Source organism: Ruegeria sp. (assembly GCF_965199275.1).
Taxonomy (GTDB): Bacteria; Pseudomonadota; Alphaproteobacteria; order Rhodobacterales; family Rhodobacteraceae; genus Ruegeria.
Map to the genome: position 1 here is coordinate 634,264 of NZ_CBDAQX010000021.1, position 25,264 is coordinate 659,527.

Annotated in this window: 20 protein-coding genes; 10 read left to right on the forward strand and 10 right to left on the reverse strand. The window is 56.6% G+C overall.

What is annotated here, in order from left to right:
- Positions 1-116 precede the first annotated feature (116 nt).
- Positions 117-818, forward strand: a complete 702-nt coding sequence (locus ACOERD_RS17895) for an SDR family NAD(P)-dependent oxidoreductase (RefSeq protein ID WP_419739918.1) — start codon at positions 117-119, stop codon at positions 816-818.
- On the opposite strand, the gene ACOERD_RS17900 is transcribed toward ACOERD_RS17895, so the two are convergent.
- The 10 genes from ACOERD_RS17900 to yajC all read right to left on the reverse strand — a co-directional run bounded on the left by ACOERD_RS17900 (position 815) and on the right by yajC (position 7,805).
- Complete coding sequence (locus ACOERD_RS17900; RefSeq protein ID WP_419739919.1) at positions 815-1,354, reverse strand: DsbE family thiol:disulfide interchange protein; 540 nt, start codon at positions 1,352-1,354, stop codon at positions 815-817. The genes ACOERD_RS17895 and ACOERD_RS17900 overlap by 4 nt on opposite strands.
- Positions 1,347-1,505 carry a heme exporter protein CcmD gene (gene ccmD / locus ACOERD_RS17905; RefSeq protein WP_170374069.1) on the reverse strand — a complete coding sequence of 53 codons (159 nt, stop codon included), beginning with the start codon at positions 1,503-1,505 and terminating at the stop codon, positions 1,347-1,349. Before ccmD ends, ACOERD_RS17900 begins: the two co-directional genes overlap by 8 nt.
- Entirely contained in the window at positions 1,502-2,275 is a 774-nt protein-coding gene (locus tag ACOERD_RS17910; protein WP_419739920.1) for a heme ABC transporter permease, read from the reverse strand. The genes ccmD and ACOERD_RS17910 overlap by 4 nt, the downstream gene beginning before the upstream one ends.
- 61 nt (positions 2,276-2,336) lie before the next feature.
- Positions 2,337-2,993, reverse strand: a complete 657-nt coding sequence (gene ccmB, locus ACOERD_RS17915) for a heme exporter protein CcmB (RefSeq protein ID WP_170676494.1) — start codon at positions 2,991-2,993, stop codon at positions 2,337-2,339.
- A complete protein-coding gene (gene ccmA, locus ACOERD_RS17920) occupies positions 2,990-3,604 on the reverse strand; it encodes a heme ABC exporter ATP-binding protein CcmA (protein WP_419739921.1) in 615 nt (204 codons plus the stop codon). Before ccmA ends, ccmB begins: the two co-directional genes overlap by 4 nt.
- Before the next feature lie 145 nt (positions 3,605-3,749).
- Entirely contained in the window at positions 3,750-4,103 is a 354-nt protein-coding gene (locus tag ACOERD_RS17925) for an Mth938-like domain-containing protein (RefSeq protein ID WP_419739922.1), read from the reverse strand.
- A gap of 9 nt (positions 4,104-4,112) precedes the next feature.
- Complete coding sequence (locus ACOERD_RS17930) at positions 4,113-4,859, reverse strand: sulfite exporter TauE/SafE family protein (protein WP_419739923.1); 747 nt, start codon at positions 4,857-4,859, stop codon at positions 4,113-4,115.
- Positions 4,852-5,820 (reverse strand): protein translocase subunit SecF, encoded by a 969-nt coding sequence (gene secF, locus ACOERD_RS17935; protein WP_419739924.1) that lies wholly within the window; start codon positions 5,818-5,820, stop codon positions 4,852-4,854. The genes ACOERD_RS17930 and secF overlap by 8 nt, the downstream gene beginning before the upstream one ends.
- A 2-nt stretch (positions 5,821-5,822) precedes the next feature.
- Positions 5,823-7,484, reverse strand: a complete 1,662-nt coding sequence (gene secD, locus ACOERD_RS17940) for a protein translocase subunit SecD (protein WP_419739925.1) — start codon at positions 7,482-7,484, stop codon at positions 5,823-5,825.
- A 33-nt stretch (positions 7,485-7,517) separates the two neighbouring features.
- On the reverse strand, positions 7,518-7,805 hold the full coding sequence (gene yajC / locus ACOERD_RS17945; RefSeq protein ID WP_155151194.1) for a preprotein translocase subunit YajC: 288 nt from the start codon (positions 7,803-7,805) through the stop codon (positions 7,518-7,520).
- Between the two features lie 237 nt (positions 7,806-8,042).
- Here yajC and ACOERD_RS17950 point away from each other — a divergent pair, with 237 nt between their 5' ends.
- The 9 genes from ACOERD_RS17950 to ACOERD_RS17990 all read left to right on the forward strand — a co-directional run bounded on the left by ACOERD_RS17950 (position 8,043) and on the right by ACOERD_RS17990 (position 25,201).
- The gene (locus ACOERD_RS17950) at positions 8,043-9,161 is read left to right on the forward strand and encodes a tyrosine-type recombinase/integrase (RefSeq protein ID WP_419739926.1); all 1,119 of its coding nucleotides are present in this window, start codon (positions 8,043-8,045) and stop codon (positions 9,159-9,161) included.
- A gap of 62 nt (positions 9,162-9,223) precedes the next feature.
- The gene (locus ACOERD_RS17955; RefSeq protein ID WP_419739927.1) at positions 9,224-10,270 is read left to right on the forward strand and encodes a tyrosine-type recombinase/integrase; all 1,047 of its coding nucleotides are present in this window, start codon (positions 9,224-9,226) and stop codon (positions 10,268-10,270) included.
- Positions 10,271-10,499: 229 nt separating this feature from the next.
- The gene (locus ACOERD_RS17960; RefSeq protein ID WP_419737631.1) at positions 10,500-11,681 is read left to right on the forward strand and encodes an ISNCY family transposase; all 1,182 of its coding nucleotides are present in this window, start codon (positions 10,500-10,502) and stop codon (positions 11,679-11,681) included.
- A 101-nt stretch (positions 11,682-11,782) separates the two neighbouring features.
- Positions 11,783-16,072, forward strand: a complete 4,290-nt coding sequence (locus ACOERD_RS17965) for an NACHT domain-containing protein (RefSeq protein ID WP_419739928.1) — start codon at positions 11,783-11,785, stop codon at positions 16,070-16,072.
- A gap of 348 nt (positions 16,073-16,420) precedes the next feature.
- On the forward strand, positions 16,421-19,180 hold the full coding sequence (locus ACOERD_RS17970) for a type I restriction-modification enzyme R subunit C-terminal domain-containing protein (protein ID WP_419739929.1): 2,760 nt from the start codon (positions 16,421-16,423) through the stop codon (positions 19,178-19,180).
- On the forward strand, positions 19,177-20,601 hold the full coding sequence (locus tag ACOERD_RS17975) for a restriction endonuclease subunit S (protein WP_419739930.1): 1,425 nt from the start codon (positions 19,177-19,179) through the stop codon (positions 20,599-20,601). Before ACOERD_RS17970 ends, ACOERD_RS17975 begins: the two co-directional genes overlap by 4 nt.
- Positions 20,598-21,512, forward strand: coding sequence for a DUF5655 domain-containing protein (locus ACOERD_RS17980; RefSeq protein WP_419739931.1), 915 nt, complete (start codon positions 20,598-20,600; stop codon positions 21,510-21,512). The genes ACOERD_RS17975 and ACOERD_RS17980 overlap by 4 nt, the downstream gene beginning before the upstream one ends.
- Positions 21,512-22,945 carry a type I restriction-modification system subunit M gene (locus ACOERD_RS17985; RefSeq protein WP_419739932.1) on the forward strand — a complete coding sequence of 478 codons (1,434 nt, stop codon included), beginning with the start codon at positions 21,512-21,514 and terminating at the stop codon, positions 22,943-22,945. Before ACOERD_RS17980 ends, ACOERD_RS17985 begins: the two co-directional genes overlap by 1 nt.
- Positions 22,946-23,686: 741 nt before the next feature.
- Positions 23,687-25,201, forward strand: coding sequence for a mechanosensitive ion channel family protein (locus tag ACOERD_RS17990; protein ID WP_419739933.1), 1,515 nt, complete (start codon positions 23,687-23,689; stop codon positions 25,199-25,201).
- The last annotated feature ends 63 nt before the right edge of the window (positions 25,202-25,264 follow it).

Genomic DNA, 25,264 nt, shown 5'->3' on the forward strand with positions numbered 1-25,264 from the left:
ACGCCGACCGGCGTCCTTTTTTTATGCGAGGCTCTGCCTCGCGCTCCGAGGTATTTTTGAACAGAAGAAGTTGATCGTGTCTTAAGTAGACCATCAACCGTGTGCGGGAGGTTGGTATGGACAAAGTGGCTTTGGTAACGGGTGGCGCGCGGGGTATCGGGCGCGCCATCGTGGAAGACCTACGGCGCGATCATCGAGTTGCTTTCACATGGCTGTCAACCGAACCCGATCCGGTGTTGGAAGAGGAAGGTTTGCAACCGATACCGTCCGATCTGACGCAGGACGGACAGACTGAAGCGGCTATACGCGACGTTGTGGAACGTTTCGGGCGGCTGGACGTGATCGTGAACAATGCGGGTTTGGTCCGGTCCACACCGAAAGAGGATTTTGACTGGGAAGATCATCGCTCCATTTTGGATTTAAATCTGCTGGTCCCCGCTGCTTTGTTGGCGGCTGCTCTACCTCATTTGAAACCGGGCTCGGCGATTGTTAGCATTTCCTCGATGAACGCGGTTTTGCCACCGAAAGACGCAGTGATTTATGGGGCAAGCAAGGCGGCCCTCAACCTGTGGACACGCGGGATGGCAAAGGAACTTGGGCCTCAGGGTATCCGGGTTAATGCTGTGGCACCGGGGGCGATTAACATCCCCGAAGACCCACGCCCCGAAGACTTGACCGCTTTGTTCGTCGAGAACACGGCCATAGGGCGGATCGGGAGGCCCGAGGATATCGCGAAGGCCGTAAGGTTCTTGGCGTCAGACGACGCCGCGTTCATCACGGGTGAGACCTTGGCTGTGACCGGTGGCTACAGGCTCTAACCGCCAGCCGCTTTTTCAAGCGCCGGGCGGATCGTGCTTTCGATCACACGTTGGGTGATCGGACCGGCGAAACGCAGGATCACGGTGCCCTCCCCGTCGATCACATAGGTTTCGGGAACGCCGTAAAGCCCCCAATCCAAAGCCATGCGGCCCTGCTCATCTCGACCGATTCCGGTATAGGGATCGCCGAGTTCAGTCAGAAAGCTTTGCGCATTGTCCAATTTGTCTTTGTAGTTGACACCGTAGACCGGGATGCCTTCGTTCGACAGCGCCTCAAGGTTTGGATGCTCTGCGCGACAGGGGGCACACCAGCTGGCCCAATAGTTGACCAGCTTGACCTGCCCATCCCGCAGGGTCGCGTCGTCGAAAGGTGTTTTGCCCGGAAACTCGGTCAGGACGACAGGAGGGGAGGGTTGCCCTTCGCGGGCGGATGGTAGGGCATTGGGGTCGTCTCGGAACATGCCAATCCCGGCCAGAACAGCAAAAGCACCGAAGATCAGCGGCGGCGCGACCATCAAAGGCGAAATCTTAGCCATTGCGCGACATCCTTTGTTCGATTTTCTCCATCTCGGCCCGCACTTTGCGTCCCCGGATCACGCTAAAGACGACCAGCGCCACGAGCAGCAGGATCGAAGCAGCGTAGGACGACAAGACAGCGTCCGCGTATTTTCCAAGATCAGGCATCATGCGCCCACCTTTTCCCGTGCCAGCAGCGCTTTGACCCGACGCGCACGGATTTCGGTGCCGGTGCGATACAGAACCAATGCAATGAACAGCAAAACGAAGCCAATGATGCAGGTCAGCAATGGATAGAAGAACACGTTGCTAACCTTCTCTTCGGTGTCCGCTCCCGTGACCGCTCCGGCCCGCATGACCGAGGCCCCCTGGTGCAACCCCTGGTTCCAGAAATTTACCGCGTAGCGGCTGAGGATCGCGAACACCGATCCCACGAGACACAGGACCGAGGTCAGGTCGGCGGCGGTGTCCGGGTCCTCGATCGCCTCCCACAGGGCGACGTAGCCGAGATAGAACAGGAACAGGATCAGGAATGAGGTCAGGCGCGGATCCCAGGCCCACCAGGTGCCCCACATCGGCTGGCCCCAAATCGCTCCAGTCGCAAGTGCGATCAAGGTCATCACGATGCCCACAGGTGCGGCGGCACGCGCAGCCAGAGCGCTGACGTGATGGCGGCGGACCAGCCATATTAGCGAGGTCACCAGCATCATCAGCCAGCAATTGATCGCCATCAGTGCAGATGGGACGTGCAGGTAGATGATCTTAACTGTCGATCCCTGCCGGAAGTCATCCGGCGTGAAGAAGAAGCCCCAGACCAGCCCGACCACGATGCAAACCGCGGAGGTGATCCAGAAAAAGGGCAAGACACGCTCGCTGGTGGCAAGAAACTTGCGCGGGTTGGCATATTCCCAGAGGGCGTTGGCTTTGGCTGCGATAGACATGGCCGTTATTTAGTCCGACTCGGGTTCATTCTCAATTGACCTTGCTCAAAGTTGTGGCGCTTCACCGCAGATTGATGCGCAGGACCGCTGCGCTGGCGAATGGAAGCAGAGCTATCGTGGCCATCGTGATCCCCGCCAGCATCAAAAGTGGCGTTTGGGTCTCCATCCCGACGGCACCCCGGCGGGCGACTTCTGCGCCGAAGATCAAGGTTGGGACGTAGAGCGGTAGAACCAGCAATGACAACAGCAGGCCACCGCGCTTCAGCCCGACGGTCAGGGCTGCGCCGAAGGTGCCTATGACGCTCATGGCGGGCGTTCCGAGCAGGAGCGAGATCACCAGCCAGAAGAACCCCGGCGTGGGAAGGTTCAGCAAGACGCCCAGAAACGGTGCCGCAAGAACCAAAGGCAAACCGGTCGTGATCCAATGCGCCAATGCTTTGATCGACACCACAGCCTCAAGCGGGAGAGGCGCGGTAGCCAGAAGGTCTAGCGAGCCGTCCTCCCAATCCAGGGCCAGAAGACGGTCGAGAGATAACAGGCAGGCAAGCAAAGCGCCCAGCCATAGAATTCCCGGCGCAATGGTCGAGAGCAGCGACGATTGCGGGCCGACGGCAAAGGGCACCAGAACTGTGACGATCAGGAAGAACGCCAGGCCCAGGCCAAAGCCTCCGCCTGCGCGGAAGGCCAGCTTCAGGTCGCGCAGCAACAGGGCGATCACAGGAAGCCTCCGTCAAAATCGTCGATGGGTTGCGGTTTGGCTTTGTAGGGGCCGACGTCCAGAACCTCTCCGTCGAGGCCGAGGTCGATATGGGTTGCAATCAGGGCCGAGCCGCCCTGCCCCAGATGGCTGCGCACAGCGTCAGCGAACATCTGAACGGCGTTTTTGTCGAGTGAGACGGTTGGTTCGTCCAGCATCCAGATCGGCCGCCCCGTGACCAGCATCCGTGCAAGACCCAGCCTGCGCTTTTGCCCTGCCGACAGGTTGCCCGCATGGCGGTCGGACAGGTCATTCAGCGCAAAGGCGTCCAGAGCCGGCTGGATGTCATGGGTCCCAAAGACCGACGCCCAGAAGGCGAGGTTTTCGACCACAGTAAGCGTCGGCTTCAAACCATCGGAATGCGAGGCGTAGGCGATCTGGTCCTCTGCCCCTTCGATCTTTCCTGCCAAGGCAGGTTGTAGCCCCGCCAGAGTGCGGAGCAGTGTTGTTTTGCCGATTCCGTTTGGCCCACGCAAAATGAGCGCCTGAGCGGGGGTGAGTTTAAAGCTCAACCCCTCGAGCACGGGCACGCCACCACGGCTGATGGTCAGATCGGAAACGGATAGTGTCATGAGACTCGCTTATCCGATTGGGGACGCAGGCAAAAGGTTGGATTTGACGCAGGGAGTTAGGTTGGTGCGCTTGGATGGGTTCGGATGCGAGGGGCCAGCCCCTCGCGCTCCCTGGGATATTTTTGGCCAGATGAAGCGGATCCCGTCAGACCGTGATCAGAGCGAGCGCGATGCGGCGACCTTCTGACAGAAGGACGTTGTAGGTGCGGCAGGCGGCCGGTGAGTTCATGATCTCTACTCCGATCCCAGCAGACTCGAGAGTTTGGCGCAGCTCGGGCGGGATGTGGGCAAGCTCTGCTCCGGTTCCTATGAACAGGACATCGACGACCTCGGACAGTTCGCGCAGTGGCTCGTCGTCTGAGTATCCGCCCCACGCCTGCGTTCCCGTCGGGCCAGTCAGCACTGCGCCTTGATGAACGCGCCCTCCGATCCGGAAAAAGCCGGGGCCGTATCCATCGACCGGTTCGGCGTTGGTGTAGTTGATCTCATTCAATCGCATGCGCTGTGTTTACCCCCAAAGCGGCAGGCCGGACAAGGCCGCCAGCGCAATAACCAGATAGGCGGCCGCGCGGTAGAGGCGTTCTCGGTCTGGTCGGAAAAGCCACCCGCCCAGCCAATTGCCTAACAGGTTGGGTAGCGCCAGAAGAAAACCCAGCCCAGCAGCGGCGAGAGTGACCTGCGCCATACCGGTCAGGTAGCCGAGCAGCAGGAAGTCGAAGCCGAACAGAAACAGTAGGATCGTCGCGCGAATGACTTCCACAGGTAGTGGGCGCGACATGTAGAACAGGATGACGGCCGGACCAGGTAGCCCGGCGACACCGCCAAGAAACCCGGCGGCTCCGCCGATACCCGTGACCATCACGCGGCTGACATGACCGTGATAGCGCAGGCCGAGGATCAGAATGGCCAGCATCGCAAGGGCCAGACCGCTGACCGCATAGCGGAAAACCTCGGGCGCGACCTGCGTCAACACCCACAGTCCCAGCGGAAGGACCAGTGCGCAGCCCAGCAGAAGGCGCGCCAGATCGCCCTCGTTCACTGCACTCCATGCCCGGCGCAGATTTGGCAGGGGTCCGAAGATATCCATAATCGTCAGGCCGATCAGCGCTCCGAACGGGCCGAGATATGGGGTGGCGATAGGCAGAAACACCAAAGCGGTGCCAAACCCCGAGAAGCCGCGAACTACGCCACCCAGAAAGGCTGCGAATAAGACAACGGCCAGACCCTGTGGGGACTGGCCGAAGAACTCAGGCATCTACGTTGGCAAACTGGTTGCCCGCATTGTTTGATGGCTTGGACCAATCACGCTTGACGCCCAGCCACAGCAGGATGGTTGAGGCCACGAAGACCGACGAATATGTCCCCACGATCACACCCCAGATCATCGCAAAGACAAAGCCACGGATAACATCGCCGCCCAGCACATAGAGCGAGATCAGCGCCAGCAGGGTCGTGACCGAGGTCATCACCGTCCGGCTGAGGGTTTCGTTGATCGAGATGTTGAGAACCTCTTTGAGGTCTTTCTTCTTATACTTTCGCAGGTTCTCACGCACGCGGTCGAACACGACCACGGTGTCATTCAGCGAGTAACCCACGATGGTCAGAAGCGCCGCGATGATTGCCAGATCAAAGCGGATATGAAGCTCCGAGAAGATGCCGATGGTCAGGATCACGTCATGTACAAGCGCCGCGACCGCGCCAAGAGCGAACTGCCATTCGAACCGCAGCCAGATGTAGACGAGCACCGCTCCGATGGCCAAAACGATGGCGATCACGGCTGTCTGGATTAGCTCACCCGAGACTTTCGGGCCAACCGATTCCACCGATACGAATTGGATATCGGGGATCACGGCCTGCAACGCGCCCTCAACAGCTGTGATGGTCGAGGCTTCGACAGCTTCCGCATCTGCCTGCGCTTGAATGCGGATCATTGCGACGTTGTCTTCCGGTCCAAAAGTCGGATCAAAAATCTCAGTAATTGAGACGTCGCCCAGCTCCAGCGGAGCAATCGCGTCACGGTAGACACCCACATCAATCGGCTGCGTGCTTTCGGTGCGGATCGTTGTGCCACCCCGGAAGTCGATGCCGAAGTTGAGGCCCTGCAACATGAATGAGGCGAAGGCCACAACCATCATAATGGCCGAAATGCCCAGCCAAAGCTTCCAGCGGCTGAAGAAATCGAACGAGGTGCTTTGGGGTACGAGTTTCAGTCTCATGATCAAACCTCGATCGTTTTCGGACGGCGGCGCTCGAACCACATGACGACCATCAGGCGCGTCACGAAGATCGCGGTGAAGACCGAGGTCAGGATGCCCAGGCCCAGAGTGATGGCGAACCCGCGCACAGGTCCGCTGCCCATGGCGAACAGGATCACCGCCGTGATGAAGGTGGTCACGTTGGCATCCGCTATGGCCGACAGGGCTTTTTCATAACCCAACTCAATCGCACGCGCCGGGCCTTTGGCGGATTTCAGTTCCTCTCGGATACGTTCGAAAATCAGCACGTTGGCGTCCACGGCCATACCGACCGTCAGAACAATACCCGCGATGCCCGGCAGGGTCAGCGTGGCGCCAATCAGCGACAGCAGGCCGAACAAGAGGCCCACGTTGATGATCAAGGCAATGTTGGCGAAGAGACCAAACAAACCGTAGCTGAGCGCCATAAACACCAGCACCGCGGCAAAGGCTACCATAGTGGCGACTTTACCGGCGTCGATGCTGTCCTGACCCAATTCGGGGCCGATGGTGCGTTCTTCCAGGAACTCCAGCTCGGCAGGCAAGGCTCCTGCCCGTAGCAGGATAGCAAGGTTGGTGCTCTCCTCGACTGTGAAGTTGCCGGTGATGATGCCAGAACCACCGGGAATGTGGCTTTGGATCACAGGGGCCGAGATCACCTCATCATCCAGCACGATCGCGAAAGGCGCGCCGATGTTTTCCAGCGTATAGTCACCGAATTTCCGCGCGCCCGAAGTGTTGAACCGGAAGCTGACCGCGGGACGGCCGTTCTGATCGAACGAGGGCTGCGCATCCACCAGTTCTTCACCTGTGACGACCGGAGAGGATTCAAGCGTGTAGTACACACCGCTTTCGTCAATCGACGGCACAACTTCTTCGCCGATACCTGCAGCGGCATCCGGGTCCGTGCCACGACCAACAACGGGGTTGAAAGTCAGTTGTGCCGTGGTGCCGATGATCTCTTTCAGCTCGCCTGCACTGCCGATGCCGGGAACCTGGATCAGGATTCGGTCTGCACCTTGACGCTGAATGGTGGGTTCACGCGTACCAACCTCGTCGATCCGTCGACGCACGATCTCAAGCGATTGGCGCACGGTGCGATCGTCCGAGGACAGCTTCTCCGCCTCGGAGAGCTGCACAACGATTGTGTCGCCATCGGCAAAGGCCTCGATATCGGTCGCACCGACACCTGTCAGCGTCTGAACCTGTCGGGCCAGACCACGAACGGTTTCGAGCGCACGAGACATCCCCTCGGGCTGGCTGATGCGGACGCGAATCTGATCGGGGTCCGAGTCCTGACGGCGGATCGTACCAACGGTGGAACGCTCATCCCGCAGCGCGTCGCGGATTTCGGGCCACATCGCCTCCATGCGGGATTCGTAGACATCCTCGACCTTGACCTCGGCCAGCAGATGCGCACCGCCCCGCAGATCGAGGCCCAGATTGACCAAGGAGGACGGCAGCCAGTTCGGCCACTGAGCCGCCTCGGCCTGATTTTCGGGCGTATCCGCGCCAAGCTCTATCGCAGCTTTAGCGTCGTTTGATTGTTCGACCCGCGTGTAGAACGCATTCGGCAGAGCCAAGAGCAGGCCGGTCACACAGACCAGCCAGATCAGAACCCGCTTCCAGGTATCAATTTGCAGCATAACCCTGCCTTTTCAAGGAATTGTAAGGCGAAGTTACTTCGCAGGTTCGGTTTTGTTCAGAACCTGCGCGATGGTCGACTTGACCACACGAACCTTAACGCCCTCGGCGATCTCGACCTCGATCTCGTTGTCGCCTTCCTTGACCTTCGACACCTTGCCGATCAGACCACCCTGTGTGACGACCTGATCGCCACGGCGCACGGCTTCGACCATGGCCTGGTGTTCTTTCATCTTCTTTTGCTGCGGACGGATCAGCAGGAAATACATGATCGCGAAGATCAGGATCAGCGGGAGAAACTGGGCGATTGCGCCACCTTCCATGGGATATTCCTTTTTCTTTGACCTGCGGCACCGTTCCGCAAATTTGGCGGGAACCTATGCGCTGATATACGTGTTTGCAAGCAATGGCGGCAGCGTGACCCACCTGAACGCACACCAACCGCCGCACCTTCGGTTCTAAAGCACTGAAACAGTGCATGTTTTATCCTCTCTATGTCGAGGTTTCGGGCGAAACCCTGCGTGGTTTTGTCCGGGATTGCAACCGGATGGAGGGATATTATGCCGAGATTGACGGACGCGCGCGTGCGCGACCTGCGCGCCAGAAAAACCACACGCAATGTCAGAGACACCACCCTTGCGGGCTTTGGTGTCAGGGTTCTGCCCGGCGGCGGGAAGCGGTTCTTTTTGCACAGCCAGCACGAGGGGCAGCGTGTCTGGAAGATTCTGGGCGATCCGGCCACTATGTCGGTTGCCGAGGCCCGTGCGCGGGCGCAGGCCCTGCTGGTCTCGCTCCGGTCGGGGCAGCGCGACGGGGAGATGCTGTTTGAGAGAGTTGCGGAAGAGGCCTTCCGCCGCCATGGCCGACAGTGGAAGCCGGGCACGCTCATGGTCAACCGGAACTATCTCAAGAACCACATTCTTCCGCGCTTCGCGGGGCAGCGCATTGCGGATATCACGCGGCAGGACGTGCGGGACTGGTTTGCCGCGATGCACGCAACGCCGGTATCGGCGGATCGCTCGATGCCAGTGCTGTCGGTCATCATGACGGTGGCCGAGATGGACGGGCTGCGCCCGGAAGGGTCCAACCCCTGCAAGGGGATCAGGCGCTACCGGCGCAGGAACAGGGAGAGGTTTCTGTCGGAGGCCGAGTTCGGACGCCTTGGCGCGGCGCTGTGCTGCGCGGCCCCATCCCCGGCCGTGCCGCTCATTCGGCTGCTGGCGCTGACGGGATGCCGGTCGAGCGAGATCAGGACACTTCGCTGGGCAGAGTATCGCGACGGGCATATCTTTCTGCGCGACAGCAAGACGGGTCCGCGCACGGTGTGGCTGTCGGAGGCGGCGCGCAGGGTCCTTGACGCGCTTGCCCGCACATCGCCTTGGGTGTTTCCGTCCGTCCGGGGTGCGGGCCCGATGCCGGGTGCGACGCTCACCCGGGCATGGTTCAGGCTGCGCGTGCAGGCCGGTCTGAGAGATGTGCGCCTGCATGATTTGCGGCACTCCTATGCAAGTGCGGCCATCGCGAGCGGGGAAACCGTTCTGGCAGCGGGTCGGCTTCTTGGGCATAACAGCCCCGAAACCACCCTCAAATACGCCCATCACACGCAAAGTGATGTGGAGAACGCCGCCGCCGCGATGGGGGCGGTTCTCGGAGGAACAGGGGGAGGAACCCGGCCATGAGCAAGGTTCGGTTGACGGATGCGCGGGCACGGAGGTTCAGACCGTGTGCGCGGGAATATCGCGTGCAGGACAGCGCGGTGCCGTCCCTGAGCCTTCGGGTCTATCCCACGGGGACGAAGACATGGACCTGCACGGTGGCGGGACGCAAGGTCTCGCTGGGCCGGATTGAACTGATGCCCGCCTGCGCCGCGCGCCGGGAATGTCACCGGTTGCAGGTCGAGGGGGTCGCGCCGGTCCGGGACCTGCCCACCTACCGGGGCTTTGCGCTGGATATGTGGCACAAGACATGGTCCACGCGCTGCAAGCCATCCACGGTCAGGGGGCGGGATCACATTCTGGCGCGGCAGCTTCTGCCCGCGTTCGGAGCGCTTCGGATTGACCGGATCACGCGACAGATCATCGAGGACTGGTTTGCCGCCTATAGCGCCTCTGCGCCCGGCGGCGCGAACCATGCGCTGAAACTTTTGCGCCAGAGCCTGAACTTTGCCCTTGAGCGCGGCCTCATCGACAGCAACCCGGCGGGTTTTGTGCTTCCGAACCGGCGCGCCAGGCTGACGCGGTTCCTGTCGCGGGATGAAATCGCGCGGCTGAACGCGGCGCTTGACCGGCACAGCGCGGGGCGCACTGGCGTGCAGGCTGACATCATCCGGCTTCTGCTGCTCACGGGCTGCCGCAAATCGGAAATCACCCATCTCAGGCGCAGCGAGGTCGATGGCAGCCGCCTCAGGCTGGAAGACAGCAAGACGGGTCCGCGGATTGTGTATCTCAGCGCCGAGGCCCGCGCCATCGTTGAGAGGCGCATGAGGGGGGCCGGGGCATATCTGTTCCCCTCGCCGCGCAACCCGGCGCGGCCCGGCTCGGGAGGGTTGAGGCTCTGGTACAGGATCAGACGGGAGATCGGCATTGAGGACGTGCGTCTGCACGACCTGCGACATTCCTATGCCAGTCAATCTGTGATGGCGGGTATTCCCCTGCCGGTGGTGTCGAAGCTCCTGGGTCACAGCCAGGTCACGATGACGCTGCGCTATGCCCACAGCGCAGACAGGGACGTCGAGGCCGCAGCCGAGCGGGTCGGGGCGCGCATTGCCGGGCTGTTGCGGTCCGGCTGAGCGCTTTGCTCAACACCCGATATGCATCTGGTTTTGATTCTCACCCCGCATAGTTCACTGGCATGGCAGTGCCTTCTTCAATTGGGTGATGAGATGGGGCCAACTCAAATAGCCAGAAAGGTGTCTTGTGACAATTCCTACCCTGCAAACATGTCGCTAACACGCGATATGTCCGGTGTATGTAACATGCGATCTGTCCGGTTCTATTCTGTCTCTGAGAGGAGGCGTTATGAACCGAGCAGAAGTGTTACAGGAAGTTCGACTGATGAAGTTTGAAGATGTGTATTCGCGGCGAAGCGCGAACAAGCTGACGCAAGAACAGGCGGCTGAGATACTGGGTGTATCCGTGCGCACCGTCAGGCGTTGGGAGGATCGATTTGAGGCGGATGGTGCAGAAGGTCTGTACGACCGTCGGCTTGGCAAACTGGCCAACAATCGTGTTGCCACGGATAAGGTCATGGAGATGCTTGAACTGTTTGATACCAAGTACTGGGATTACACGCCGAAGCATTTCCACGAGAAGCTGGTGGCCCACCATGGTTTCACACAGAGCTACAACTGGGTGCGGCTTACACTGCAGCGCCACGGCCGGGTTCAGGCAGCACCCCGACGAGGTGCCCATCGGCGCAAGCGGCCCCGCCGTCCGATGGTTGGCATGATGTTGCATCAGGACGGCTCCAGCCATGAATGGGTTCCGGGTCAGTGGTGGGATCTGATCGTCACCATGGACGATGCCACCAACCGGGTTTATTCGGCATTCTTTGTCGAGGAAGAAGGGACGATGAGCAGTTTTCAGGGGCTGACAGAGGTGATCGAGGCGCAAGGTCTGTTTTGCTCGCTCTATGCCGATCGGGGCTCTCATTACTGGCATACGCCCGAAGCGGGCGGCAAAGTGGACAAGGACAATCTGACCCAGGTCGGGCGCGCCTTGCAGCAACTCGGCATTGAGCTGATCCCGGCCTATTCACCGCAGGCCCGTGGACGGTCTGAACGCATGTTTGGCACGTTCCAGAACCGATTGCCGCAGGAACTGCGGTCCCATGGGATCACAACCATTGAAGAGGCCAATCAGTTCCTGAAAGAGGTCTATCTTCCCGAACACAATGCCCTGTTTGCAAAGGAGCCGGAGGATACGACCTCGGCCTTCGTGCCGTTTACAGGCAATGTGCGCGACACCCTGTGTGTGCAGGAAGACCGCGTCGTCGGCAACGACAATACGGTGCGCTACAAGGGCCTGGTCATGCAGATCGCGGCAGACAGGCACCGTCATCATTTCGTCAAGGCGAAGGTCAGGGTCCACGAATACCCCGATGGTCAACTGGTCATCTTCCACGGCCCGAGATGCATTGGCCGCTACCAGCCTGACGGATCACCCATCACACAGGAGGATAGCAAACACAAAGTCGCGTGACCCGCTTCGACGTGGCGCGAACGCGGTGGCCCAAATCTACGGTCGCCTACGGCTCCCTCCGAATTGGGCCACCGCGCAATCAACTGAAGCGGACAATTGGCATGTTACCTACACCGGACAATTCAGAATGTTCTCGACATTCCTACCCTGCAAACAATGAAGCTTTTCGGACGAGAGTAGCGGGTTTTGACTATTCGGGTATTCAGTTCCCCGCGTACGCGCTTATGCGATGCGCCAAAGTCGACTTTGCGGACCGAGCCGATGTAGATGAGTTCTATGCCTTGCTTCATTTGCAACATTTGTCGTCGGGTTTTGACCTGTCTTGTATGGCGACAAATCCAGGGTCGCGTTATGGTACGGCAATGAATTCAGATTTCTACCTTCACCGAACCCTTATCTCTGACGACAAGACGTATAGCGAAGCTGCTCTTTTGGCCGCATCGCGCTTCATTGTAGTCTTGGCGGAACCCGGAGCAGGCAAAACCCGACTGATGGAGAGTCTGGCGCAGCAATTGGGTGCTTCACTTGTTACTGCAAACCGATTTGCTCACACAGGCGCTCAGGCAAACGGTTCTCCACTGCTTCTTGATGCGTATGATGAATTGGCCAAGGTCGACGCCAGCGGTATTTACAAGATGCTTGCAGCAGCCCACGCTGCCAGCCCCACAAATTTAGTGATTTCAAGTAGATCAAGCGAATGGGACAACGCTGCAAACAGCGCCTTCAACGAGTTCTTTGGTGCTTCGCCGTTTGTTGCTAGATTGTCGGAATTCACACAAGACGAACAGCAGGAAATCTTCGAGCATCACAGCAAAAAAGAAGACTTCTCCGCCTTCCAAGCTGAAGTGGCACGTTTTGACTTGGAAACACTGTTGCCTAACCCTCAATTTTTGACGTTGTTTGCGGACGCATATGTAGAGAGCGGGCGCAAGTTTACGGACAAAAGGTCTATCTTCTCACTAGCTCTAGAGCGCCTTGCCAAAGAAGCAAATGCGAGCGTGAAAAACATCGTTGGGTCATTGTCCGCCGCACAGAAAGTAGATGCCGCCTCTGAAGTCTTCGCAAAACTGCTGCTTTCGGGCGCTGAAGGCGTAACTACGAGTGAAGTCAGTGAAGACGCTCTGTATCCACTTCTAGGATCACTTGTAGGAGATGCCAGCTCAACCAATTCGATTCTTTCGACACGTATGTTCAAGCCCGGTGATACGGTTGACACCCACCGACCCGTTCACAAAATAATCGCAGAATACGCCGCAGCGAGCTATTTCACGAAGAGAATTGCTGACCCAGCCGATGCGCTCACACTCGACAGATGCCTGCCGGTCATCGCACCAAAATCAACAACGCGTGATGAACTTCGGGGTTTGATTGGCTGGATGGCTTCGCTAGGCAACAAGTCCATCCAAGATGCCGCGATTGACCTCGATCCATACGCTGTTCTGGCCAACGGCGACCCATCTCAATTGGATGCCACATCGAAACGCTTGCTTGTCAAACGCCTCAAAGACATTGAAGAAAGAGACCCCTACTTTCGAAGAGGCGACTTTTGGCGAAGATTCAGCGTTGCTGGTTTCTTTACGCCCGAAGTCGTCGGCGAGATCAAGCCCTTGCTTTCGCAAGGGGCCGACGGACATTTGAGAGATTTGACACTTGAATTGCTAGATGGCTCACCCGCTATCAAGCACTTGAATGATGAATTGCGAGCACTCCTACTTGCTCCGCAAGAAAGCGAAAACACTCGTCTTTTGGTGCTTAGCTGTCTGCTTGGCCAAGGGGAAAGTTACTATCACCTTGTCGACGTGGCTGTGCTGGTATTTGAGGCGAGCCAAACCTCTTTGAAGCTTGTTGCCAAGGTAATCGAAAAACGGGACCCCAAGACCTTTAGTGATCAGCATCTCTTGGGCTACTTTCGAGTTTGCGCCAACCTTTACCCTGGCCACAAGGAACGTGATGAACGGACCTTTGGAGCGCGCCATTTTGTGAAGCGCCTTGTCAGTCACCTTGACCTTCCGACGGTTGAACACCTGATAAGCGGCCTAACGGACGGCCTGACCTGTACTTGTCGCAAAAAGAACTATGAATGCGACTGTCGAACCGGAACCAGCAAGATCGTCGGAGTACTTCTTGATCGTTACTTCGAATTGTCAGCGCCTCCCCACGACCCGGTGCAAGTATGGTCGTGGGTGCAAAATCTGAACTATCACGAAAACAAAAGTGCAGATCAGAGCAAAGCAGTCGAGGTGCTTCAGTCTGACAGAGATTTGCGCCAAGGCATCATCAAACATGTGTTTGGAAAGATGACTAGCAAAGATGAGATTTTTGAGACTAGGGTTCAACGTTTCGGCATGCAGTCTCACTCAGGTCTTGGTTTTCGCCACGACGACTGCGAATTCATTGTTGACTATGCCTACAAAAACAAAAATCCCACATTGTGGGTAGCCTTTATGGCTCTACATCAGATCAATCGCGACAGAACCAAGAGAGGTCCTTACGAACTTCGGCGTCGTATGCGAGAACAAGCACTTAACAAACCTGCATTTATGCGCGAATGGGTTAAATCCAACCGGGATGCCGCGAGGTTTGAGAGAGAAAACCGTATCCCAAGTTTCCGCCATTCACGGCGCATGAAGCGCCGCCGCATTCGTGAAAACGAAATACGTGCTGCGAACATCAAGTATGTCCACGAGAACCGCGCACTCGTCGAAGGTGGCCACCATTGGAGTTGCCTTGTCCGATTTGCAGAGTTGGTACTTATGAAACCTGACATGATTGAAGAAGAATTCGGTGACGAAGTAATTGTCAGGAACGGGTTGTGCAACTGCTTAGACTTCATCTCACCGCACGTTCCGGACTTGGCTAAACTAGCTGAACTCCAATGTGCATCCCAATGCCAACACTCCGAGATCATACTTTACGCTGCTTGCCTGGAGTTGCTTCGAAGAGACGGTAATTTGAACAGTGTCCCAATCCATTTGCTTTGGGCGCTGAGAACCAAATTGGATATGCACTACGATGCCGTCCAAGATAGCGAGCGAGAAGCGCTTGAAGCAGAGGTCAATCGTTTAGCTCTATCTACCGACGATGCAGCCGAACAGTTTTGCCGAAAGTACATTGAACCACAGCTACGCGACCCACAATGCAACCACCCACAGGTGCACTGGCTTCGCCACGATCCGTCTTTTCAACCTTTGGCCCCATCTCTGGCATATGAGTGGTTGCGTGATTTCGAACTGATGCCCGTCTCAGCGCTCGATACCCTTTTTGAGATTGTCGCTCAGCACGGTGATCAGGAACAACTTAAGGAGCTAATAGCTTTCCGAAGCAGCCAAGTACTATTGTTTTGGTCGCCAGAGCTATCGCCGGAAGGTCTGGAAGAGCGACGTATGTTCTGGTTCATGCGCGCAATTTTCTTCTTGGAGGGTTCCGCCAACCCCTACTGGGATTGGCTCAAATCCGACAAAGAAAATGTGTTTCTGTTTAATGAACGTTCAGGGCGAATGAACCGCAGTGACTACCCAACTTGGCCTCGTCTGACATCGGATAAAGTCGAGGTTATTTTGGATGCGTTCTTTCAGCACTGGCCGAAAGTGCCGCTGCCAAGTTCCTGGGGAACCGGTAGTCCGAAAGGCGAGACAGCTTACCGTTTCCTGACCGACGTTATCTGGTCCATCAATGCCGACAATCCCGACAATGCTATCCCTACGCTAAAACGACTGCTCAGCAATGCACACTACGCAGACCTGCACAAGGACATGAAGAGCATGCTGGCTGGATTGGAGCGTAAGAAGGCCCTCATGGACTTTAAGCCACCAAGCACCGGTGAAATTGTCGCGATGCTTGACCGAGGAGAAGTCATAACAGTCGAAGGCTTACGTCAACTTGTTTTGCAGGAGCTGTCAAAGCTTCAGAAGGCAATCGATGGGGGCGAGTTCAATACGGCGGAGCGGTTCTACGCCGGAGACAAAAGACTGGACGAAGAACCTTGTACACGGATCATTGCCGAACGCTTTAACCTAATTCTTGAGCCTCAAAACATCACCGTTACACCTGAGCATCATCTAAAGCATGATAAACGCTGTGACTTTACGACAGCCAAAGTGCTGGATGGAAAGCGACGCATGATCGTGACCGAGTTAAAAGGCCAATGGCATCCTAAACTTTATGAAGCCGCATCTGATCAGTTAACCAATTTGTACGCCATTCACCCCGATGCTGAGCAACAGGGCATCTATTTGGTGATTTGGTTCGGTGGGGACGAAAAGGTGGCGGGATTGAAGAAGCATGGAATTTCCAGCGCAAAGGCACTCAAAGACAAATTGGATCACGATCTTCCTGACGATCTGCGCGGCTTGATTGATGTCTTTGTGCTTGATGTCTCTAAACAGACTTAGGTCACCCAGTGCTCGCAATACAGAACACAGACATTCATCACCACCTGCGCCAAAATTGGCGTTTGGCCGAATGGACACAAATATGAGTTTCCGTATTGGCGCGTAGCGCCAATATAGGCTTTAGATGCCTTTGCCGGAAGACGCCAATTAGGGGGTTAGATGCACCGCTTACAAAATTGACCTGTTCAGCTTGGTTTCTTGGAGCGATGATTTTGACGGCGTCCTTGGCAAGATTGAAAATGAGAAGCGTTGCGCGTTCGTGTCGAGACGTTTTATGCGGCTTGAGATTGCAGCATAGTCAAATGCATGTTTTATTGAGATGAGTTGAAAAGCATATACTTAACCGCGATGCAGACACCTGAGCAGAATGCGCGAGAAACTATCGACTTGCTGCTTTCGGCGGCGGGCTGGGTGTTGCAGGACCCTGCTGATTTCAATCGAAGGGCGGGCACCGGCGTGGCAGTGCGGGAGTTTCAGCTTACCTCAGGGCCTTGCGACTACTTGCTGTTCGTAGAGGGGAAAGCGGCAGGGATCATAGAGGCAAAGAAGTCAGGCGTCACACTTGGCGGGGTGGCTGAGCAGTCCGACCGCTATATGGGTGGTTTGCCGGAGCCTGTCGCCAGGTGGGACGACCTGCTGATCTATGACTACGAAAGCACCGGCGACGAAACCTTCTTTCGCAACCTGCAGGACCCGAAACCGCGTTCGCGCAAGGTCTTTGCGTTCCATCGCCCGGAAACCTTGCTTGCATGGCTAAAACGCCCAAAGACCCTCAGGGCGGCATTGGCAGATATGCCAGCCCTCATCGAAACGGGTTTACGTGACTGCCAGATTGAGGCGATCCACGGGCTTGAGACGTCGCTTTCAGAAGATCGCCCACGGTCGCTCATTCAACTTGCGACGGGTGCAGGGAAGACTTTCACGGCCTGCACATTCTCATATCGCCTGATCAAGCACGCCGGTGCCAGACGCATTCTGTTCCTGGTCGACAGAAACAACCTCGGGGACCAGACGCTGAAAGAGTTCCAGAACTTCCAGCCCCCCGGAACCGCCAACCGTTTCACCGACACCTACATTGTTCAGCATCTTCATTCGAAATGGATCGACCCTGACGCGAAGGTTGTCATAACGACGATCCAGCGTCTCTATGCCATGCTGCGCGGTGACGAACTGGACGAGGAGGCCGAAGAAAGTTCTGCTTTTGAGGCCTGGCCGGGCGACGAAGGTGAAGCTTCGCCCATCGAATACAACCCCAACATCCCCATCGAGATGTTCGACTTCATCGTCACCGATGAGTGTCACCGCTCGATCTATGGCCTCTGGCGGCAGGTTCTTGAATATTTCGACGCGTCGATCATTGGCCTCACGGCTACGCCGTCCAAACATACGCTGGGCTTCTTCAACCAGAACCTCGTTGCCGAGTATCCCTATGAACGTTCCGTCGCCGATGGCGTAAATGTCGGATACGAGGTCTATCGCATCAAGACACGCGTCAGCGAGGATGGGGGAACTGTCGAGGCCGGTGATGCCGGTTTCCAGGTTCCCGTGAGAGACAAGCGAACCCGGGCGGTGCGATACCTCGATCTGGATGCCGACCTTGATTACACCAAAAAGGACCTCGACCGGTCGGTTGTCGCGCCCAATCAAATCCGCACGGTTCTTGAGACCTACAAGAACCGCGTCTTCACTGAACTCTTCCCCGACCGCACCGGTAAATGGCTTCCCAAGACGCTGATCTTTGCCAAGGACGACAACCAGGCCGAAGAGATCGTGCATGCGGTCCGCGAGATCTTCTCTGAAGGCAATGACTTCGCCAAGAAGATCACCTACCAGACCAGCGAAGACCCAAAGTCGCTCATCAACGCCTTCCGCATCGACGCGTTACCGCGCATCGCCGTGACGGTGGACATGATCGCCACAGGCACAGATATCAAACCGGTCGAGGTTCTGATCTTCATGCGCGACGTGAAATCAGAAGGGTATTACGAGCAGATGAAGGGTCGCGGTGTGCGCTCGGTGCCGGATTCGGACCTTCAGGCCGTCACGCCCGATGCTCAAACCAAGACGCGCTTCATCCTGATCGACGCCGTAGGCGTATCGGAGACCAAGAAGAACGCGTCCCAGCCGCTCGAACGCAAGAAATCGATGTCCTTCGACACGCTCATCGACCAGATTGCCCAGGGGCGGCGTGATGAGGATGCCCTGTCGAGCCTTGCCGGTCGACTTGCCGCGCTGGATCGCAGGTTGAGCGACGAGGATCGTCAAAGGATCGTTGAGGCCACAGGCGGCAAATCCCTGCGTGTTCTGGCCAACAAGCTCCTTGACGCCATCGATCCGGATAAACAGCAAGCTGTAATCGAAGACGCCCACGGCCCGGCACCCACGCGCGAACAGGAAGGTGCGGCCATTGAAGGGCTGGTTGAGCAAGCCTGCGCCCCCTTCGACGCCGCTCCTGTCCGCAACCTGCTCAAAAGCATCAAGCAAAAGACCGATATCGTCATCGACGAATTCACCACCGACGAGTTGATCAGCGCCAATTTCGACATGAAGCACGCCGAGGAACGCGTCACCTTGTTCAAGACCTTCATCGACGAGAACAGGGACGAACTGACCGCCCTGCAAATCATCTACAACCAGTCCTATGCGCGTCAGCGCTTGACCTATGCCGCTATCAAGGAGCTTGCGCAAAAACTCACCGATCCGCCGCACTACCTGACCACGGCGGATGTCTGGCAGGCCTACAAGCGCCTTGATGCGGCGAAGGTGAAGGGCGCGCCTGTGGACCAGCAACTGACCGAGATCGTCAGCCTCGTGCGCTATGCGCTTGGTCAAGACACGGTGCTGGAACCTTTCGGTGCACGCGTCGAACAGCGCTTCAACCTTTGGCTCGGACGTGAGAAAAACGCCGGGCGCGACTACTCGGCGGAACAACTGACATGGCTGCGCCTGATTGCAAAGTTCATCGCAGCCAATGCCGAGATCGGCCCGCGCGATTTCATGGAGGTGCCAAGCTTGGCGGACAAAGGCGGGATACTGAAAGCGCGGGAGTTGTTCGGGACAGACCTCGACGGCGTGCTGGATGACCTGCAAGGGGCGCTGGTTGCATGAGTTCGGAAGGTTTCTTACCCGTTGGATGGGCGAAAGTACCTCTAAACGAGATTGCCACGCATCATTCAGGCGACTCAAAAATCATTAAAGGCAAGCTGCCATCTGAACCAGCCGCCGACTTATATCCCTCCTATAGTGCATCAGGCCAAGACGTTTGGCGCGATGCGTTTGATCATGAAGGCGACGCAATCATCATTTCGGCGGTCGGCGCAAGATGCGGGAAGTGCTTCAAGGCCAGCGGCGAATGGAGCGCAATCGCCAACACGCATGTTGTTTGGCCAATCGCGGAAGCAGTAGACCGGGACTTTCTCTGGTTCAAAATTAACGATGAGAACTTTTGGGTTAAGGGTGGAAGCGCACAGCCGTTCGTAAAGACTCGTGACAGCTTCAAATATGAGTTCTCACTTCCCCCCCTGCCCGAACAGCATCGCATCGTCGAAAAAATCGAGACGCTCTTTGCCTGTCTCGACAAGGGCGAAGAGGCGGTGCGGGAGGTGCAAAAGCTTCTGAGCCGCTATCGCCAATCCGTCCTGAAAGCCGCCGTCACCGGCGAACTTACCGCTGATTGGCGGGCGGGGCGCGAGGGGGAGTTGGAAGAGGGGGGCGCACTGCTTACGCGCATTCTCGACGACAGGCGCGAGACTTGGAGCGGTCGGGGGAAATACAAAGAGCCTCAAAGTCCCACAGCAACTTCTGAAATAAGGCTTCCCCCGAACTGGTCATGGGCGACAGTTGATCAACTGTCCAGCGCTGTTGACTACGGCAGTTCGGCAAAGTGTTCGACCGAAGACCGGGGCGTCCCGGTCTTGCGGATGGGTAACGTCGTTGACGGTCATCTCGACGTCGAAAACCTCAAGTTTCTTCCAAACGACCACGATGAATTTCCACGACTCTTGCTCACCGATGGTGATCTTCTGTTTAACCGGACCAACAGTGCGGAGTTGGTCGGCAAGACTGCGGTTTTTCGGGAGTTGGAAAGAGACTACTCGTACGCTTCATATCTGATCAGAGTCCGGTTGATCGAAGTCATACCGGAGCTTGTCGCCGCATTCATAAACAGCCTTCTAGGGCGAAATTGGATTAAGAGCGTTGTGAGCCAGCAAGTTGGTCAGGCCAACGTAAATGGGACAAAGCTAAAAGCGCTTGCGGTACCGCTCGCTCCTCTCGATGAACAACAGGTTATCTTGGAGAGGTTGGAGAAAGCAGAGTCAAAGATTGCGAGGCTTGCAGATTGGTGCCAAACCGAACTCAAGCGCTCGGCCTCACTTCGGCAATCCATCCTGAAAGATGCCTTTGCCGGTCGCCTTGTCCCGCAAGACCCATCCGACGAACCTGCCAGCGCTCTCCTCGCCCGGATCGCTGAGGCCAGGACAAACGACAAGGAACGGGCCAGGAAGACCCGCAGAAAGGGCCGGGCATGAGTGACATCAAACTGTTCAGCCAAAGCGGCAGCGCGCTGACCGAGATTGCAAGCTCCGCCGCCCCGCTGGAAAAGGCGCTGCAAACAACCTTTGAGCAAAACCTCGAAACGCTGCTCGGCGTGCGCTTCCTTGCCTCGGAATACGTCACCTCGACCGGCGGGCGCATGGACACACTGGGCATCGACGAGAACGGCTATCCGGTCATCATCGAATACAAGCGCGAGCGCAGCGAGAACATCATCAACCAAGGCCTCTTTTACCTCGACTGGCTGATGGACCATCGCGGTGATTTCGAACTTTTGGTGCGCGACAAGTTAGGCAAGCAAACCGCCGACGCCATCGAATGGAGCGCCCCGCGTCTGATCTGCATCGCGTCCGATTTCACCAAGTATGATGAGCACGCAATCAAACAGATGAGCTGGAATATCGAACTGATCCGGTACCGGCGTTTTGGGAACGATCTTTTGCTGCTCGATCTTCTCACTACTGTATCAACAAAGCCAGTTCTGGTCGCAGACACGAAGACTGGAAAATCACAGAAGTACAAGACTACCGCCGAATACCTTACTGTCGCGCGCGAAGAACTTGCGAACCTCTATTCCGATTTGGAGGCCTTTATGCTGGGTCTGGGTGACGATGTTGTTCAGAAGGAACTACAGTTCTATTTCGCGTTCAAGCGGATCAAGAACTTTGCCTGTGTCGAGGTCAAGCCGCAGATCGGCGTTATCCGGGTTTATTTGAAGATCACCAACGACGTGATGGATGTGATGTGGGGCTACGAAGAGGGCTTTACCCGCAATGTAACTAATGTCGGGCACTATGGGACCGGGGACCTCGAAGTCACTCTGAGATCATCCGAAGACCTCGAAAAGGCCAAGCAATTCATCACCCATTCGTACGAGGCATCCTGATGACGAACGAACAACTTGTCTCCAAAGTCTGGAACTACGCGCATGTGTTGCGGGATCAGGGCATATCCTACGGCGACTACATCGAACAGATTACATACCTCTTGTTTCTCAAGATGGATCAGGAGCGGGTCGAGTTGCTCGGCGAGCCATCAGCCATCCCGCCGGAATGGAACTGGGCGCAGATTGCTGGAAAGTCCGGCGATGAGTTGGAGTTGCAGTACCGGCATACGCTTGAAGCGCTTGCCAGCGCAGACGGGCTGATCGGAACGATCTTCCGGAAGTCGATGAACAAACTGACCGATCCGGCAAAGCTGACGCGCGTTGTGTCACTGATCGACAGTGAAGGGCCATGGATTGGCATCGGTGTCGACGTGAAGGGTGATATCTACGAAGGGTTGCTGGAACGCAATGCGTCCGAGGTGAAGTCGGGTGCTGGCCAGTACTTCACGCCGCGCCCTGTTATTGAAGCGATCATCGAATGCGTTGACCCGCAGATCGGCGAAACCGTCTGCGACCCCGCTTGCGGGACCGGCGGCTTCTTGTTGGCCGCCTACGATCACATGAAAGGACAAAGCCAGGATCGCGATGCCCTCAGGAAACTGCGCGAAGAGACCTTTACCGGGGTTGATATCGTCGATGAGGTTGTGCGTCTCAGCGCCATGAACCTTTACCTTCATGGCGTTGGAAACGGGGCCATTCCGGTTCGGCAAGGGGATGCACTCTCGGGTGATCCCGGGTCGCGTTATCAAGTCATCCTGACCAATCCGCCATTTGGCAAGAAGTCCAGTTTTACGGTTGTTGGCGAGGATGGTCAGGTTTCGACCGAACGCGAGAATTACGAGCGCGAAGACTTCAAGTTCACAACCTCGAACAAGCAGGTCAACTTTCTGCAGCACATCATGACGATTATGGCGGTGAACGGGCGGGCGGGCGTCGTTCTGCCAGACAACGTGTTGTTCGAGGCCGGACGCGCCGGTGAGGGCATCAGAAAGCGACTGCTGGAAGGCTTCAACTTCCATACGTTGCTACGTCTGCCGACCGGGATTTGGTACAGCCCCGGCGTGAAAGCAAACGTGCTTTTCTTCGACAAAAAAGCAGCGGCACGTGAAGCCCAAACGCGCGCGCTATGGGTCTATGACTATCGCACCAACGTTCACAAAACGCTGAAGACAAAGAAACTCGGTCGCGCAGACCTGGATGACTTTGTCTCGTGTTTTCGCGAACGCCGGGAAACCGAGCGCTTTAGATGCTTTGCCTATGAGGACCTGGTCGCCCGCGACAAACTGAATCTGGATATTTTCTGGCTGAAAGATGACAGCCTTGAAGATATCGACAGCTTGCCCGCGCCGGATGTCATCGCAGGCGAGATTGTCGAGAACCTGGAAGCGGCACTGGAACAGTTCAGAAGCGTCGCAAACGAATTGCAGGACTGACAGATTTGCATCCCGCGATTTTGCAATTCGCCCTTCGCCGGGTCGCGGCTGCAACGCGCCCCGGCGAAGGGCGGCTGTCAGCCATCCTCTTCCCCACGCTCCGCCAATCGCATCGCGATACTGTCGGGCGCGTTTATCACCCGTTGCCTTTTGGCCGATATGTCTGACGCCGCAGGATTCCGGTATATGCAAGCAAGGAAAAGTATATGTATAGCACCTTCAAGAACAGCGACACTACACAAAAACCACTATGCTTTTCATAGTGCCTGTATGCAAATGCAAGTCCCGAACAGCGCAAAATAGCAAAATGGACAGACACAAACATGCATAGTCATTTTTCCGAAAATGCAACTTTTGGCCCTGAAGCGCGCGCAAAAATCATATATGCAATGCACATAAATCGTTCTTGCGATGATCTGTAACATACTGTATTAAAGTCGCTAATGAGAGGTATCAAACAAACTATGCAAGGTGAGCAGGCCTGAAATTTGGCGAAATATTGGGTTCACACCTGCCGCCACAAGAACCGTAAAAGCGTTGCAGATATGTCCTAGGAACACTGCTCAAACCGGGTATAGTTCCAAACAAGGGGGACACATGGCACGGCAATTCAAACCCTTCCATTTGCTACGTTATTTGCTGACTGCAATGGCGACAGCCCTTTGGCTAAGCCAACCTGTCGAGGCACAAGATTCACCGACGGATGCGCCTGCACCAGAAGCTGCAGAATCAGAAACTTTTATGGCCCCAGTTATAATCGACGGGGACGTTCTGTTTCAGGTTCGAGGCTCAAGCGCACTACCCGCCCCCGAGCGTGCCGAAGAAGTTCAAGACAAGATCATAGAAATCGCCGAAGCGTCGGACGCGTCCGAGGTCACGATCAGCTTTGAGGAAACCGAGTTCGGCACCTGGGTTCTGGTTGATGGTGAACGGGTTTCGATCGTCACCGAAGCCGATGCAGAATTGGACCAGATGGAACTCAGCGTTGTCAGCGTTCTGCACGGCAATGCGATCAAACAGGCTATTGAGGCCTACCGTTTGAATCGAACAGAACAGGCGCGGGTTTCAGGTGCTATCGAAGCCGCAGCTTGGACCTTGGGCTTCGTTGTCTTTGTCGTTGTCATCTTTTGGCTTCACCGCAGAATCCGGCGGCGGACACTGAGATTCGTGAAGCGCTACCTAAAGGACGTGGAAACCGCCACGGCCAAGAGCGTTCAAGCCGAGGCCATTGCAGCCTTGGTGCGTTACGGTCTGAATTTCGCTCTGCTGGTGATTTTCTTCCTGGGTTTCTACTACTACCTGTCTTTTGTCCTACTGGCCTTTGCCGAAACCCGGTATTTCGCGCAATTGCTGCTGACCTATCTGACCGAGCCGGTCCTTCTGATCTTCCAAGGCATCCTCAGCTATATCCCGAACATGATCATGCTTGGCCTGATCGCATGGGTAACTATGTATATTATCAAGGGCATGCGGGTCTTCTTCGACGCAGTCGAAGCCGGATCGTTCGATATGGGGGATTTTGAGAAGCATTGGGTTAACCCCACCTTCAACATCGCCCGAGTTGTCGTGATCCTGATCGCACTGGTCTTTGCCGTTCCCTACATTCCAGGCTCGGATTCGGCGGCGTTTCAGGGCCTGACCATTCTGGTCGGTGCGATGCTGTCGTTAGGCGCGAACTCGGTCGTGTCGAATATGCTGGCCGGGCTGTTCGTGATCTATCGCCGCTCGACCTCGATCGGGGACCGTATTCAGATCGGAGACCACATCGGCGACGTGGTGCAGATCAAGCTGATGGAGACACACCTGAAATCCATCAAGAACGAGCTGATCTCAATCCCCAACGCGCAGCTGATGAATTCGGACGTGGTGAATTTCTCGAAGAAGACAGATGGCAGCGGGCTGTTGCTGCACACAACAGTAGGGATCGGCTATGAAGAGCCACCCGAAAAGATCGAGGCGATGCTGATCGAGGCCGCCAATCGCACCAAAGGGATCAAGGCCAAGCCCGAGCCCTTTGTCCTGTGGACCGCGCTGGCCGACTACGCGATCAATTATCAGATCAACGGATACACGACCCGGGGCAGCATTATTCCCAAGATCCGCTCGGACCTGCATCGCAACATTGTGGCCGTATTCAACGAGAATAACGTGCAGATCATGACCCCCTCATACATCGCTGATCCGCCCGAACCAAAGATCCCGCCCGGAGAATGGGACGGTCATCTGGCCCATCACGATAAGGAGCCGGACAGTTAGGCGCAGTTTGGTTAACCAGCGCTACACCCTCCGCGATATATGGTGCATAAGCAGTCGCAGTGA